This window comes from Prosthecobacter sp., from assembly GCF_049294395.1.
Lineage (GTDB): Bacteria > Verrucomicrobiota > Verrucomicrobiia > Verrucomicrobiales > Verrucomicrobiaceae > Prosthecobacter.
Map to the genome: position 1 here is coordinate 1 of NZ_JBAQCR010000353.1, position 13,155 is coordinate 13,155.

14 protein-coding genes are annotated in these 13,155 nt (G+C 60.7%); 6 read left to right on the forward strand and 8 right to left on the reverse strand.

Features of this window, described 5'->3' with window-relative positions:
* Window positions 1–17: 17 nt before the first annotated feature.
* The gene (locus WAW39_RS23580; RefSeq protein WP_422321611.1) at window positions 18–2,483 is read right to left on the reverse strand and encodes a DEAD/DEAH box helicase; all 2,466 of its coding nucleotides are present in this window, start codon (window positions 2,481–2,483) and stop codon (window positions 18–20) included.
* Window positions 2,484–2,549: 66 nt separating this feature from the next.
* On the opposite strand from WAW39_RS23580, the gene WAW39_RS23585 reads away from it, so the two are divergent.
* The 3 genes from WAW39_RS23585 to WAW39_RS23595 all read left to right on the forward strand — a co-directional run bounded on the left by WAW39_RS23585 (window position 2,550) and on the right by WAW39_RS23595 (window position 3,750).
* Window positions 2,550–2,783: a hypothetical protein gene (locus WAW39_RS23585; RefSeq protein WP_422321612.1), complete on the forward strand. Its 234-nt coding sequence runs from the start codon at window positions 2,550–2,552 to the stop codon at window positions 2,781–2,783.
* A complete protein-coding gene (locus WAW39_RS23590) occupies window positions 2,780–3,076 on the forward strand; it encodes a type II toxin-antitoxin system RelE/ParE family toxin (RefSeq protein WP_397385726.1) in 297 nt (98 codons plus the stop codon). The genes WAW39_RS23585 and WAW39_RS23590 overlap by 4 nt, the downstream gene beginning before the upstream one ends.
* 116 nt (window positions 3,077–3,192) lie before the next feature.
* The gene (locus WAW39_RS23595; RefSeq protein WP_422321613.1) at window positions 3,193–3,750 is read left to right on the forward strand and encodes a hypothetical protein; all 558 of its coding nucleotides are present in this window, start codon (window positions 3,193–3,195) and stop codon (window positions 3,748–3,750) included.
* On the opposite strand, the gene WAW39_RS23600 is transcribed toward WAW39_RS23595, so the two are convergent.
* Window positions 3,740–4,366 carry an N-methyl-D-aspartate receptor NMDAR2C subunit gene (locus WAW39_RS23600; protein WP_422321614.1) on the reverse strand — a complete coding sequence of 209 codons (627 nt, stop codon included), beginning with the start codon at window positions 4,364–4,366 and terminating at the stop codon, window positions 3,740–3,742. The genes WAW39_RS23595 and WAW39_RS23600 overlap by 11 nt on opposite strands.
* Window positions 4,367–4,495: 129 nt before the next feature.
* Here WAW39_RS23600 and WAW39_RS23605 point away from each other — a divergent pair, with 129 nt between their 5' ends.
* From WAW39_RS23605 to WAW39_RS23615, 3 genes are all read left to right on the forward strand, one after another.
* A complete protein-coding gene (locus WAW39_RS23605; RefSeq protein WP_422321615.1) occupies window positions 4,496–5,377 on the forward strand; it encodes a serine O-acetyltransferase in 882 nt (293 codons plus the stop codon).
* Window positions 5,378–5,379: 2 nt separating this feature from the next.
* Window positions 5,380–6,009 (forward strand): SprT-like domain-containing protein, encoded by a 630-nt coding sequence (locus WAW39_RS23610; RefSeq protein ID WP_422321616.1) that lies wholly within the window; start codon window positions 5,380–5,382, stop codon window positions 6,007–6,009.
* Window positions 6,010–6,116: 107 nt separating this feature from the next.
* On the forward strand, window positions 6,117–8,450 hold the full coding sequence (locus WAW39_RS23615) for a heparinase II/III domain-containing protein (protein WP_422321617.1): 2,334 nt from the start codon (window positions 6,117–6,119) through the stop codon (window positions 8,448–8,450).
* A gap of 84 nt (window positions 8,451–8,534) precedes the next feature.
* On the opposite strand, the gene WAW39_RS23620 is transcribed toward WAW39_RS23615, so the two are convergent.
* From WAW39_RS23620 to WAW39_RS23645, 6 genes are all read right to left on the reverse strand, one after another.
* A complete protein-coding gene (locus WAW39_RS23620) occupies window positions 8,535–9,029 on the reverse strand; it encodes a DUF3368 domain-containing protein (RefSeq protein WP_422321618.1) in 495 nt (164 codons plus the stop codon).
* Window positions 9,022–9,273 (reverse strand): UPF0175 family protein, encoded by a 252-nt coding sequence (locus WAW39_RS23625; protein ID WP_422321619.1) that lies wholly within the window; start codon window positions 9,271–9,273, stop codon window positions 9,022–9,024. The genes WAW39_RS23620 and WAW39_RS23625 overlap by 8 nt, the downstream gene beginning before the upstream one ends.
* A 50-nt stretch (window positions 9,274–9,323) precedes the next feature.
* On the reverse strand, window positions 9,324–10,211 hold the full coding sequence (gene xerA / locus WAW39_RS23630; protein ID WP_422321620.1) for a site-specific tyrosine recombinase/integron integrase: 888 nt from the start codon (window positions 10,209–10,211) through the stop codon (window positions 9,324–9,326).
* A gap of 5 nt (window positions 10,212–10,216) precedes the next feature.
* Window positions 10,217–11,005, reverse strand: a complete 789-nt coding sequence (locus WAW39_RS23635) for a hypothetical protein (RefSeq protein WP_422321621.1) — start codon at window positions 11,003–11,005, stop codon at window positions 10,217–10,219.
* A gap of 24 nt (window positions 11,006–11,029) precedes the next feature.
* Window positions 11,030–12,694 (reverse strand): FMN-binding protein, encoded by a 1,665-nt coding sequence (locus WAW39_RS23640; protein ID WP_422321622.1) that lies wholly within the window; start codon window positions 12,692–12,694, stop codon window positions 11,030–11,032.
* Window positions 12,695–12,868: 174 nt separating this feature from the next.
* A partial coding sequence (locus tag WAW39_RS23645; RefSeq protein ID WP_422321623.1) for a DUF5616 domain-containing protein occupies window positions 12,869–13,155 on the reverse strand: 287 nt, incomplete at its 5' end.

Consider the following 13,155-nt stretch of genomic DNA (forward strand, 5'->3'; position numbering starts at 1 on the left):
GGGCAGGATTGCCCGCACTACTTCACCATAAAATAATGCCGCGTCTTCCCATGCCTCTGCTTGTTCGTCAGCGGCGGCAGGTCGAGATGGAAAAAATGACGCAGGGTCTTGGTGTGGTGCTTCAGCGTCTGCTTCGCAGCTTCCTTCAACTCCCTCCACCTTCGCCATGGATGATCAGGCGCATGCGTGATGTGCCGCAGCAGGCTCAGCCATTCCACATACGCACGTGAGATGTCCCCTTCCGCAATGCCCGCCTTCAAGTCCTGCGCTCCCGGCTGCTCCGGATGCAGCAGCGCATCGAGCAATTCCGCCGCGCCTTCGCCGTAGTCATCCGGCAGACCATTCTCGAGATAGCCGTGATGATTCACAAACCCATAGGTACCACGGCACACCGCCGCGAGTCGTTCGGAACCGCAGTTCAGTGGCAGATCAAACTTGGAGCCGCTGCGCAAATTCGCCAAGTGATGCACCAGATCATCCGCAGGATAGCTTTCATCTTCCAGCGCCGCCACAATCGCCAGTCCTTCACCATGCTGGAAGAAGCTGAAAATTTCTCCACGCCGCGTCGGCACGCCATCGGCATCGATCAGGCCCAGCGTGCGCCACGCATGAATCGGCGATCCGCCACGCGGTTCGCGGTCGGTCGTGGCCGTTTCGGCCATGTGAACCCCAGTCGCATTCTGTACCACAATGCTACGCTCTTGCGGCGCGAAGAGCAGCCTGCCATGACCATCCTCATAGGCCATCACCTCGATGGGCGCGAGATCGAAGCAGGCAAACACCAGGTTCTCCTTCGTGACCGTGCCGATGAATTCAGGGGCCACATCCTTGATGACATCTTCTCCATGGTCGAGGATGGCCTTCGCGAGCTCACCCGCATGCAGCACCGTGATTTCCTCCAGCGGTATCGTTTCTGCGTTGCGTGGCAGCTTGAGGAGACGGCGAATCGACTTCGTCGGCTTCACATCATCTCCCACCGGCGTGCCGAGGCTGATTTCGACGCCGTAGGTCACTTCCTTTTCGCGGCGGATTTTCCCCACACGGCCGATGCCGTGCGCAAACTTCGCGGCGAAAGCGGGAACGCTCAGCACCGCATGCACACGGCTAAGGGGCACGCGTTGCAGCGCATGGCGGTGCTTGCGCTCCCATTCGCCTTGAGAGTTCAAGACCTGCTTCTCCGTGGCTTCCAGTCCAAAGAGCGCCTTCGCATTTTCATGCTGCGGATGCACCACATTCGGCTCCAGTTCCTCCAGCCCAAGCAGCGGCGGTACTTTGGCAAACAACCTTCCGGCAAAGCGGGTCGCGGCCTCGAAAGGATTCTCCTCCCGCAGCGCGGCGTGTTTCATCACACGCAAGAAGATAGGCCATGCCAGCAGGGTGCTGCGGTGCAGTCGCGCCGGTCGCGCATCAAAGATGGAAGGACTGTCACGGCTGGTGATCACATGACCCTTGTCATCGAGCCCCCGCCGTCCAGCGCGGCCATACATCTGCAGCAGTTCATCCGGCGCGAGTTTGTGCTCGCTCTTGCCATCATGAAATGTCGTGCCCGCCACATGCACGCTGCGCACCGAGAAATTGATCCCCGCTGCAAGTCCCATCGTCGCTGCAATGACACGAAGCTGCCCCGCTTTTGCCAGCGGCTCGATCACACCCGCGCGCGCTCCATACGAGAGTCCGCTGTGGTGAAAGGCCACGCGTTTCTCCAGCAGCGTCGCCAGATCTTTTCCACATACCGCACGCTGTTCCGCCGTGAGTTCCAGCGGATCACCCATCGGAAGATCGGCGGCCAGCCTGCGCGCAATCGACTCCGCTTCCTTGCGGCGCGGTGCAAAGATCAGCAGCGGCGCGAGATCAGCGATCATCACCGCCGCAGCAAAGCGCGGCCAGTAGTTCTGAAACTGCTTCTGTCGCTGCGGCAGCGTCTCCATCGGCACTTCCTCAAGCGGCACAGGCCGTTCACGCGTCATGACCACTTCCGCCTTGCGGCCCAGACTCACGAGCCATGCCGCCACATCCTCAGGGTTCGCCACGGAACCGCTCAGCAGCAGCAGGCGCGTGTCTTGCGGTGCCAGCGCGATGGCCGCCTCGTAGTTCGCACCCCGCGAGTGGTCCGAGATCATCTGGTATTCATCAATCACCAGCAGCGCCGGACCTTCGCCGCGCACCAGCCGCTCGATCTGCGTCTCCAATGTGGCCACGACGACAGGCGCATCCACATTCTCCGCGATGTCCCCCGTGGCGATGCCCACATTCCACTTCGCCTCTTTCCACTCGGCGTACTTGTCATTCGCCAGCGCCCTCGTCGGCACCGTATAGATCGCCGGACCCTGCAAATGCCGTCCCTGATGCAGCAGCTCAAAAATGTAGGTCTTCCCCGCCCCGGTCGGCGCGCTGACGACCACGTCACAGCCCGAACGCAGCAAATTCACCGCCTGGTGCTGCCACGGATCGGGGAGTTTGAGCTGGTTGAGAGATGGAAGCATGCGCCGCTCTCTATGACGCACGAATTCAAGCTTGTCACGAACCAGGCTTGTTCGTATCCTTAATGCATGGCCACCAGCGTATCTTATCTCTTGCAAGAGGCATTGCAGCTGTCTGCAGACATGCGCATCGATCTCGCGGAGCAGTTGATGGAAAGCGCATCTCCTTCGACTGAGGCGATCTCGGAGCAGATGAAGATCGTGCGCACGCGAATGAGCAATGTGGAGCGCGGTCTTTCGCGGCTGGTGGAGGCAGATGCGGCGCATCAGATGGTCCGCGAGGCTCTCTCTGCGAAAGCATGACGCTGCATTTCGAATTGGAGGCACTCGAGGAGTATCGCGATGCGGCGATTTACTCCAAGACAAGGTTTGGTCTTGGCGAAGACTTTGTGCAGGCCATGGAAGCAGCCCTGGAAACCATCGCACACGATCCCGCCCTGTTTCAGCTTGTGGGCAATGGCGTGCGGATCTTCCGCCTGAAGCGTTTTCCGTATCATCTCTACTACCATCATGATGCAGAGGAAGAGAAGATCACGATCTATGCCGTGGCTCATCACAGCCGTCGGCCTGGCTACTGGCGCAAGCGTCTGCGGTAGGTGCACAAGACCGGCTTGAATCTTCAATACGCCCCGGTATTTCTTTCCGGTAGCTTCTGAAAAGCTGTGCCAACGAAACGTTTCCCGGATTGCGGCTTTTCATATCCGCACTCCTCATGCTGCTGAACGGCTGCAATGCGGGAACCATGACCGTCGGCCACTATGACGGCACCACTGGCGAAGCCAGCAAGACCACGTACTCCAAGTACTACGACAATGGCGACTGGCTTCTGAAGGACAAGCTCGGGCTCGTCATCCTCGTGGATCACGACAAAAAAGTCATCCCAGTCGCGCATGGCACAGCGCAGGCGTTCGGAGCACTCGGGCCACGCGATTCCCTCGTTTCCGGCAAGCTCTCGATTGTTCTGTGGAACTTCGATTCTGTGCCTCATCAGGAAAAGTTCAAACGCATGACGGTCCCCAGCGGGTCACTGGATTTCCAAAATGAAGTGCTCACCGCCGCTCCGCAGAAGGAGACAGAAACCGAGGCTGGCAGCTTTCCGATCTTCAACTACGGCACTTCCATCCATGTGACCCTTGAGGTGGAGGTGGCCGAAAAGCCACGTTACATCGAGCTGGATCTGCTGCGGCGCACCAAAGCTCAGTTGAATCAGTACTTCTCCGGCGGTGCAGCGCGCCCCTATCCTTGGGGCGCTCGCAGCGTCAATCAGTGAACGATTCCACCACCCGTTCCAGCTCTCGTAGATTCGCCCGCGCCTGCGATTCATATCGCTCGCGTGCCCATGCGGTGAGGTAGATCTTCTCACGCTTCAAAAAGCCAGTCAGAATCTCCGCACGCTTCTCTGCATACACCGCCTGCGGCACCCACGCATACTCCGCACGAATCTGCCGCTCATACTCCAGCACACGCTCCAAGGGCTGTGCGAAGATGGCCAGATCAATGTCGATGATCCAGGCATCATCCTCTCCTTCTCCCGGCTGATGTGACTTCGTCAGCAAAATGAGCCGCGCCACCTCGCGCGCCATTTCATGATTGCCGAGCGCCTCCAGCGCCATCTTTGCGCTAAGTTCTTCGTTCTCGCTGCCCTGAGGGTCATACACCGCATCATGAAACCACAAGGCCATCTCGATGAGGTCCGGCTTCGCGATCAAACCCGACACCTTGGCTTCATCAAAGCATCGGAGGCACTCCTCAAGATGTTGCAGCGTATGGTACGCACGCTGCGGCTCCGAATAGCATTCCAGCAGCCGCGCATGCCAGACGGAGGCCTTGCCCGACAAACTCAGACGTCTCCAAAGGTTTTCCAAGCGTACGTTTGAAGTCATCATGAGGAGGAAACAATTTGAGACACAGGGTTGCAATTGCCAGACGAAGCTGCAAACCCTGAGTTATTCACAGCAATCATCTCACCCCCGCGCTTGAATCCAGATCACAGCACGGTATCGCTGAATGCACACATGGATTGCCGCCAAAATGAAATCGTTTCCAGCCTGATGACCTCGTATCACGAGGTGGGCGGGATCAACCATGTCGATTGCGGCAATCTGCCGTCCAAACGTGCCATTGCCACGCTCTGCGAGGATCTTCTTCATCTGCTCTTTCCCGGCTTCTTTTCCGACGAGGCCGTGTCCTCTCAGGAACTGGAGCTGATGACGAACGAACTCGTCGCCAGCATCCGTGAGCGCCTGAATGTGGAGGTGCGCCGCAGCCTGCGCCTCAATGGCAGCCATGAAAATCGTGATGCCGAAGCCGCTGACGTGGTGTGCAGTTTCTTGATGAGGCTGGCCGAAGTGCGTGCCCTGCTGAAAATGGATGTGGAGGCCGCCTACGCCGGAGATCCCGCAGCGCGTGGGTTTGAGGAAATCATCCTCGCCTATCCCGGACTCGAAGCCATCGCGATTCAGCGCACGGCCCATGTGCTTTACCTGAAGAACGTGCCGGTGATCCCGCGCATGATGACGGAGTGGGCGCACAGCCGCACCGGCATCGACATTCACCCCGGCGCGGAGATCGGCTCGCATTTCTTCATCGACCACGGCACTGGCGTGGTCATCGGTGAGACCGCCACGCTGGGAAATCACGTGAAGCTGTATCAAGGCGTCGGCCTTGTGGCGCGCTCCCTCGCCGCCGGGCAGGCTCTGCGGGGCAAGAAGCGCCACCCCACGCTGGAAGACCACGTCACCGTGTATGCCAATGCGACGATTGTCGGCGGCGACACGATCATCGGTGCGCGCAGCACCATCGGCGCAAACGTATTCATCCTCGAATCTGTGGCCCCCGACATGCTCTACGCTCTGGGTGAGCAGGAACACAAGGTGCAGGTCAAAAAGAAGAAGTGAGCATGCTCGATCTCTCCCAGCTGAATTTTGATTTTTCCGCCCTGCCGCACTGGGTGCCGTTTCGCAAGGTGCGTGACCTCACGCCCCCGCCAGAACCGGCGGAGGCTTCAGCGGAGGAACCCATCCCGGATGGCCGCGATGCGGAACTGGAGGAGCAGACGCGGGCCATGCTGCTGGCACTGGATCTGCCGGGCGGAGCCAAACTCGTCACCGTGGCATGGAATGCGCGCCTGCGCAGCACGGCAGGCTATGCGCGCTATCCGGGCTGGGCCATTGAGCTGAACCCGCGGCTGCGTGAGTTTGAAGGCCAGGTGGAGCGCACCCTGAAGCATGAGCTGGCGCATTTGATCGCCTACCATCGCAGCGGCCGCAAACGCATCGAGCCGCATGGCCGCGAATGGCGTCAGGCCTGTGCGGATCTCGGCATCGCCGGTGAAAAAGCCCACCACCGTCTGCCGCTGCCGCGCAATGAAGTCGAACGCAAGCTGACTTACGCCTGCCCCGCCTGCCAGACCACCGTGCAGCGTGTGCGCAAGTTCCGCCGCCCCACCGCCTGCCTGCGCTGCTGCCGGTTGCATGCCGGCGGCCAGTATGACGGGCGCTTTCGTCTCGCGTTGGTGACTAAAAATTAGTTGCTGGGATACGCGTCTTTCCTCCAAACTCGGGCCTCCAGGCTGCGTTTATGCTTGACCTAGGTGCTCCTACCCGCTGCTTTAGCGTCACTCTCAACCCTTCCGTCATGAAAACCGCTTCGCGTTTCCTCTCTCTTGCTTCCGTCTGCCTGTTCGCCGCCAGCGCCAGTGCGCAGCTCGCAGAAGAATTCCACACCTGGACGAACACCTCCGGCAAAACGGTGGAGGCGACCCTGATTTCGGTCGATGCCGTTGCCAAGACGCTGAAGATCAAGACGAAGGACGGGCGCGAGTTTGATGTGGCCATTGCCAATCTGAGCCCGGCTGACTTTGAATACGCCAAGGGACGCTATGCCGCCATGCAGGCCGCCCCTGCTGCCGCACCCGCAGTGGCGATGCCTGCGACTCCAGCGGGTACACCCCCTGCCACGCCCCCCGCTGCCGCGCCCAAGGGAGGTGCCAAAACCGCTGCCGTCGTGAAAAAACCTGCGCCCCCGAGGCCTGCCATCGCGGTGGTACCAGCGGCCAAATTCAAAGCCCCCTCGGCCAACGATTACCTCAGTGGCGTCGCCAAAGTGCGGCCGCGCCTGATTCACAACGCCGCTGGCTGGGCGGCGCTGAAAGGTCAGATCGCAGCGGATCCTGTGCTGGCAAAAATCATGGAGGCCATGAAAGCCTCCGGGGAGGATCTTCTGCTGGATCCGGAGCTCACACGCATCAACGGCGAGACCGGGGGTGAAGGACCAAAAGCTGTTTATCGCATGGGCCTGCTGGGGGCGCTGCACTTCTGCGACGGCGATCTGAAATGGCAGGACAAAGGCACCAAGGAACTCATCGCCCTGACAGACAAAGTGACCTTCCGCGACTGGCATCCTGATCTCATGGACAATTTGACCGACCTCGTGGTGGCCACCTCCCTGGGCTATGACTGGTTCCGCGCCGGATTGAACGCCGAGCAGGCGGCTGTCGTCCGTACCTTCCTCGCAGAGAAAGGCATCGGGGCCCTCATCGCACATCTTGAGGGCGAAGAGATCCCCGAGAGCGCCAAAGGCACCTCCGGCGGCCAGACGGGAACAAAATCCAAGGCCGCCCCACCGAAGGCCCAAGGAAAGCCTCAGGCGAAACCCGATGTTGGCAAACTCCTTCCAGACAGCAAGCAGATGGCCGCCGCCTCCGCCCTCCTGCTCTCCGCCATCTGCCTTGTGGATGAGGACCCTTCCATCGCCAAAAAAGCGGCGGATGCGGCTGCCAAGGTCTTTGGCAAAGGCATCGTCCGTTTTGCTCCAGCAGGTGTCTGGCCCGAAGGCCTGCAGGCCGGTGAAACAGTGATGGATTACGTAGCCATGCTCTCTGAGTCCCTCAAGGCCGCTTCTGGACGCGATCTTAACATCAGCCTGCTGGAAGGCATTCCGCAGTTCAACACCGCCCGCATGCACATGATGGGCCCCAGCGGTCAGTCTTTCAATTTTGGAGATGCCACCAGCGCTGCCTCCACCCGTCCGTGGGTCGCCACCTGGCTGAGTGGCATCGCGGGAAATCCCGGCCTCCGTGCCGTCGCCGCCGCTGGCAAGCAGCCTGTGACCGCCGCCTATTTTGGCCAGGTCGGCAACTTCATCTACTACAACCCGCACGCCGCCGGAGACGGCACGGCGGACACGATGGACTACGCTCAGCCCGGCGGCTTTGTGGCCACCTCACGCTCCGGCTGGGAAAAGACGGATTACTTCGTCGCCGTCAAAGGCGGCGAAAATGAAGACACCACGGCGCAGCTCGACATCGGCAGCTTTGTGCTGGAAGCCGGCGGTCAGCGCTGGGGCATCGAACTCGGTGCTGAAATGGACAAAGCCCCCGGCTTTGAAGTCAAACCCGGCGCGGATCGTACCAAGCGTTTTGCCCTTTACCTCGAAAACACGCTGGGTCAGAACACCCTCGTCATCGACGGCAATCAGCAGGAACTCGATGCCAAAGCAGCGGTGCTGCTCGGTGCCTCCACACCGGAACGCGGCCTCGCCGTGGTGGACATGACCAAGGCCTATTCCAAACCCGCGAAGGACGTCCATCGGGGCATCATGGTCGTGCGCGGGGAGAAGCCCTACATTGTGGTGCAGGATGACCTCATCATGAAAAACACCGGCAACATCACTTGGAGCATGCACACCATGGCGGAGATCAACCCCTCCGGCACCACGGCCAAGCTCACCCTCGGTGGCAAAACCCTCGTCGCTACGATTGTCTCACCCGCCTCGGCCACCTTCAGTGCAGGCGTACCACCAGAACCCGCCAGCGAACAGTCCCGTGACTTGGTAAAGGCCAACGTCCACGTGCTCAAGGCTTCGGTCGAGGGTGCCAAAGGTCCGCAAAGCCTCTGCATCACTTTTGCCCTCGATGAAGCGCCAGCGCATACGCCCACGCCGGTCGCGACCTGGGTATCGAAGAAGTGATCACTGCAGCATGCTGCCGTTTTCTGAGTGCCTTCACATCAGGCGCGGAGAACGGCGGCAGGCAGACAGTTGACGCCCATTACGCTATTCTCCTGCCAGGCGCAGGCATTCCGTCATGAGTTGAGGGCCAAGGAAGTAGCCTTTGGCGACAAGGTTCTCCAGCACGGGTCTGATGCTTGGGAGCAATCCTTCACGCTTCGCACGCAGGAACACTGCGCAGGTGCCCCGCACTTCCAGATGATAAGCCTCTGCTGCGATACGTCGCGCCCGGCGTTCGTCAATCAAGACACCGGTGATGCCATGATCCCGCGCCGCCTGAATGACGGATGCCTCACCGGCATCCAGCTCGGTAACGAGCAGAGGGTCGGGTGTTGACGTCTCCACGATTTCGACGTGAGCGAGAGTTTGCCGGATCTCGGCGGCGTCACCCGCATCTTTGGCGGTTAGTTCGGCGACCACTGCCTGTGTGGTCATCACGCGCGGAAACAGCTTTGACAGCAAATGCCCGAGGTTGGCACGGCTCAGCGCAATGAGCGGGCCGGTGTTGCAGACAATGGGATGAGCAAAGAAATCAGCCATCGGCGAATTCCCGTTCGAGATCATCACCGTCCAGTTCACTTACCGGAACTCCACAGCGGCTGCATTCGGCAAGGAAGGCCACCCGGCCCATGCCGCACATTTTTGCGGCCTGTCCTGAACTGACTTCTCCAAGTTCGAAGTACTTCAGCGCCAGCAGGAAGCGGCTGCGTTGTTCCACGTCTGCACGGCTCTTAGCGTGCAATGTCAAGGTGACCGGGAATTCGACTTCAAGCAAAGAGGTCATGAGAGTGCTGACATGCTAAACCGACTTCTGGCTGTTTTCAATCTCTCAACTCACGCCCGCGGGTGCGCGGCTTCATAGACTTCCTTCATGCGCTGCGTGGAGACGTGCGTGTAGATCTGCGTGGTCGAAAGGCTCGCATGTCCCAGCAGCTCCTGCACGCTGCGCAGATCGGCGCCGTTGTTCAGCAGATGCGTGGCGAAGCTGTGGCGCAGCTTGTGCGGCGTGAGGTGCACCGGCAGGCCGGAGGCACGCCAGTATTTCATGATCACATCGTCCACGGACTGTGCCGTGATGCGGGTGCGCAGCTTGCTGAGAAACAGCGGCCCATCATGCACACCGGCCTTCGCGCGATAGCGCTGCACGGCCTCCAGTGCTTTGGAGCCCACCGGGCAGAGCCGCTCCTTCTTCCCCTTGCCAAACACGCGCACGGTTTCGGTGTAGGTGTCAATGTCCGCCACGTTCAGCCCCACCAGCTCGCTCAGACGCATGCCGGTGCTGTAAAACAGCTCCAGGATCGCGGTGTCACGCTCCGGCGCCCACACCGCATCGCGCTTGGATTTTTCCAGGCTCAGCGGCAGCGCCAGCATGGCCTCCACCTGCGTCACCGTGAGCACCACGGGCAGCTTCTTTTCCCGCTTGGGCAGCTGCACCTCCAGCAGCGGATTGGCTTTCCAGCCCCGCCGGCGCGTCAGCCATTTGAAAAAACTGCGCAGCGCCGCGAACTGCAGCCGGATCGTCGCCCGCCCGCGTTCGCGCTTCATCAGATCAAACAAGAACGCGCGGAAGTCATCGGCGGTGAGTTCGCTCCAGCCTTTGAACGGCGTGCGCCATTCACGGAACTGCCGCAGGGCCAGCTCGTAGTTCGCCAGCGTGCGGTCCGAGGAGCGGCGCTCCACCTCCATGAACTCCAGAAACTCGGCGGCGAGCTTGTCCTCCATGGCGTTTATCCTCCGGCCTGTTTCGCACGGCACACGCTGCAAATTTCATCACCGGAGTCCAGCACCCGGAACTCCAGTTGCGCATCATCCAGCTCCGTCTTTTTGCAGACGGAGCATTGGTGGAAAAAGGTGCCCTGCGGGAGCTGGGCAGATTCAAACTTGCCACGGCGTGAGGCCACCTGGGCCATGCGCGCCCGTTCGCTGAGGAATCCGGGGCCGAACGCGATGAAAAAGTTCAGGTGTCCCACCAGCACCGGAAACAGCAGCGCGGGCTCACGCACCACCAGAAAGGCCGTCATCCCCGCAGTCAAAGCCGCCACCCATTTCATTTTGATCGGCAGAAGGAAGTAGATGTAGATTTCCTCATTCGGATACAGGGACGCAAAGGCGAACAGCAGGGTCTGAAAGAGAAACATTCCTGACGCAGGCCAGTGAAACAGCAGCGCCCCCACGGTCACGGCAATCATCCAGCCGATGATGTAGAGATTGACCCGGAACGCTCCCCAGGCCGATTCCAAACCGCGGCCAATCCACATCATGAACATCGCGCCGATCAGCGCCCAGATGAGCGAAAAATTGCCGGGGATGAACACATGGGTGACCAGCCGCCAGACCTCGCCGTGCATCACCCGGATCGGATTCAGCTCAAGAAACTGCAAATACGCCGCCGCACCCTCCGGCGACATCACCATGACCATGAAGAGCACCAGCAGTTGAAACGCGGCGATGATCTGCACCAGGTTGGGAATGGCGAAGCGGCCGAATTTGGACTCTAATTGAGGAATGAGGGACATGTCTGTGGGGTTGGTAGTCCGGTTTCAGCCCGGAGCCAAGAGAAGAACGAACGTCACACACAGCGCGGCTGTCCAATCGCGTGCGCCGAAGCGATCTCGATCACCGGTAAAGCGCAGCAGTTTGAACAACGCGCCCGTCGGGCAACCGTAGCGGCAGTACGCCAGCGGGGTGAAGAGCGACACCAGCAGTCCGCCGAGGGCGATCCCGATGCTCGCCCAGCCAGCCACGCGAAAGAGATACGCATCAAAGGGCTCCAGCGCGTTCAGATTGACCGGCAGCGCAAAGGCCACGCTGAACAACACCAGCGCCAGCAGCACGAAGGGCAGTTTGGACAGCAGCTTGTCGACCGCTTTCGAGGGCGACCACTGCCACGGCAGCCGGCGGACGAGGAGCTGCTGCAGCGCACCGTGCGGGCAGATATGGTGGCAGTAAAGCTGCTTGCTGGTGAACACCGGCCCCAGCAGCGCCACGGCAGCCAGCAGCACCAGCCCATGGGCGTTTTTCCAAGGGGTGCCGTGTGTCGCCCAGCCTGCGAGCAGTCCTTGGGAGAGCATCTCACCCGCAATGAAGCCTCCATAGACCACCAGCAGCGCATGATGCAAATGCCGGCACCACGCCCGGCCCCGCAGCGGAGTGAAGGCCATCACCAAAGCCGCCAGCAGGATCGCCACATGGCCGCTGTCCTGCCAGCGCCAGCGAATCTGCTGCCACCATCCGCTGCGGGCCTCCTGCTCTTGCAGCAGGGACTCAGCACGCACCCGCACCCCTTCGGCGATGCCGTAGCTCGTCTGCGTAGCGCCAGACACGCCTTCCACTCCGGCGGCATTGAAATCGATGTGCGCGATCTTCTCCGTCGTCATGCCATCAAACGTTTTCAAAAACGCCGGATCGCCGGTGACGTAGCCCACATACTGCTCCGTGTCATAGCTGCGCCGCAGGGCGATGCCGCGCAGCGTCGTACCGCTGGCATCCATCAGCATGAAGGTGTCGCTCGGCCCCTTGTAGCCGACGGTGCCGTCGGAAGCTGGTGCCGTGCGCACCGCCAGCGCGATCACCGCACCTTTCTCATCCAGCACTTCCTGTGAACCGGGATGCTGTTTGGATTCACGCAGTTTCACCGCCCGAGGTTCGAGCTTTTTGACCTCATCCAGCGTGATCGCGTCAGGAAACCGCAGGGAGGTTGTCGCGCTTTTGCCCAGGCGGCGCAGCACCCCTTCAGCAATCGCGCTGCTCGTCAGTGTCGCCCCGGAAACGGCCTGCGGCAGCAGGCTCGAAAGCTCCGCAGCCTTCTTGCCCGTGAACTGCTTGAAGAACGACCTTTCGCGCACCACCTCGGCCAGATGATCCGTCGTATCGCCGCTGTTCAGGATGCGCAGCCCCAGGACTTTGCCACGTGAGTCCAGCGCGATGAGCGTGTTCGTGGGCCCGGAGTAGCCGATGATGTCATCCGCTTCCGGCGAAGTCTGCATGACATGGCCAAGCGTGATGCCCGAGGCATCTTTCACTGCCTGCATGCCGTTCTGGGGTGTCAGAGCCGCTGCGGTAGGAAAAAAATCCCGCACCCTGTCCACCGTCAGCGCCACCGCCGCAGGAGAGTGTGAGCGCCGGATGGCCATGACCGCCAGCGCCAGCAACGCCACGCGCCAGAGGCGCAGAGCGAGGGAGGGCCAGTGGCGGTTTTTGGGCATGGAGAGAGTTGGAGGAGGGGCTGCCAATGACGAACGAGTAAAACCGAATGACTAAATAATGTCGAATGACGAATGCTGGTCAGGCACTGGGTGATGTGGAAAAGAGTAAAAATATTTGGGGAAGGGCGATGGATGTGTTGAAACTGCCCGGCCACTTTTTTTGACACCCAGGCGTCACTCTCGCAGATCCAGCACCCAGGCGGGGCCGCAGCGGTGGGTGAGGATGAGGTCGGCGGCGAGGTTGTACCAGCAGGCTGCGCCATCGATCACCATGGCGTCGGAACTGACGACGACGGCGTCACGTGCGGCGATGAGATCGGCGTCGGGATTGAACACGGCCTCCACCGTCCAGGGCCAGCCATGCTGCTCGGCCAGCTCACGAATGCGCCCGGCCAGGCGACCGCTGTTGGAAACGGGCTTGTCCAGCAGCCAATGTACGGAGGCGGCGTGGAGTTCGGCGA

Excerpts from the sequence above, each read along its gene's own strand:
- WAW39_RS23580 (WP_422321611.1), bottom strand. The coding sequence starts at position 2,483 with ATGCTTCCATCTCTCAACCAGCTCAAACTCCCCGATCCGTGGCAGCAC.
- WAW39_RS23585 (WP_422321612.1), top strand. The coding sequence starts at position 2,550 with ATGGCCACCAGCGTATCTTATCTCTTGCAAGAGGCATTGCAGCTGTCT.
- WAW39_RS23590 (WP_397385726.1), top strand. The coding sequence starts at position 2,780 with ATGACGCTGCATTTCGAATTGGAGGCACTCGAGGAGTATCGCGATGCG.
- WAW39_RS23595 (WP_422321613.1), top strand. The coding sequence starts at position 3,193 with ATGCTGCTGAACGGCTGCAATGCGGGAACCATGACCGTCGGCCACTAT.
- WAW39_RS23600 (WP_422321614.1), bottom strand. The coding sequence starts at position 4,366 with ATGATGACTTCAAACGTACGCTTGGAAAACCTTTGGAGACGTCTGAGT.
- WAW39_RS23605 (WP_422321615.1), top strand. The coding sequence starts at position 4,496 with ATGGATTGCCGCCAAAATGAAATCGTTTCCAGCCTGATGACCTCGTAT.
- WAW39_RS23610 (WP_422321616.1), top strand. The coding sequence starts at position 5,380 with ATGCTCGATCTCTCCCAGCTGAATTTTGATTTTTCCGCCCTGCCGCAC.
- WAW39_RS23615 (WP_422321617.1), top strand. The coding sequence starts at position 6,117 with ATGAAAACCGCTTCGCGTTTCCTCTCTCTTGCTTCCGTCTGCCTGTTC.
- WAW39_RS23620 (WP_422321618.1), bottom strand. The coding sequence starts at position 9,029 with ATGGCTGATTTCTTTGCTCATCCCATTGTCTGCAACACCGGCCCGCTC.
- WAW39_RS23625 (WP_422321619.1), bottom strand. The coding sequence starts at position 9,273 with ATGACCTCTTTGCTTGAAGTCGAATTCCCGGTCACCTTGACATTGCAC.
- xerA (WP_422321620.1), bottom strand. The coding sequence starts at position 10,211 with ATGGAGGACAAGCTCGCCGCCGAGTTTCTGGAGTTCATGGAGGTGGAG.
- WAW39_RS23635 (WP_422321621.1), bottom strand. The coding sequence starts at position 11,005 with ATGTCCCTCATTCCTCAATTAGAGTCCAAATTCGGCCGCTTCGCCATT.
- WAW39_RS23640 (WP_422321622.1), bottom strand. The coding sequence starts at position 12,694 with ATGCCCAAAAACCGCCACTGGCCCTCCCTCGCTCTGCGCCTCTGGCGC.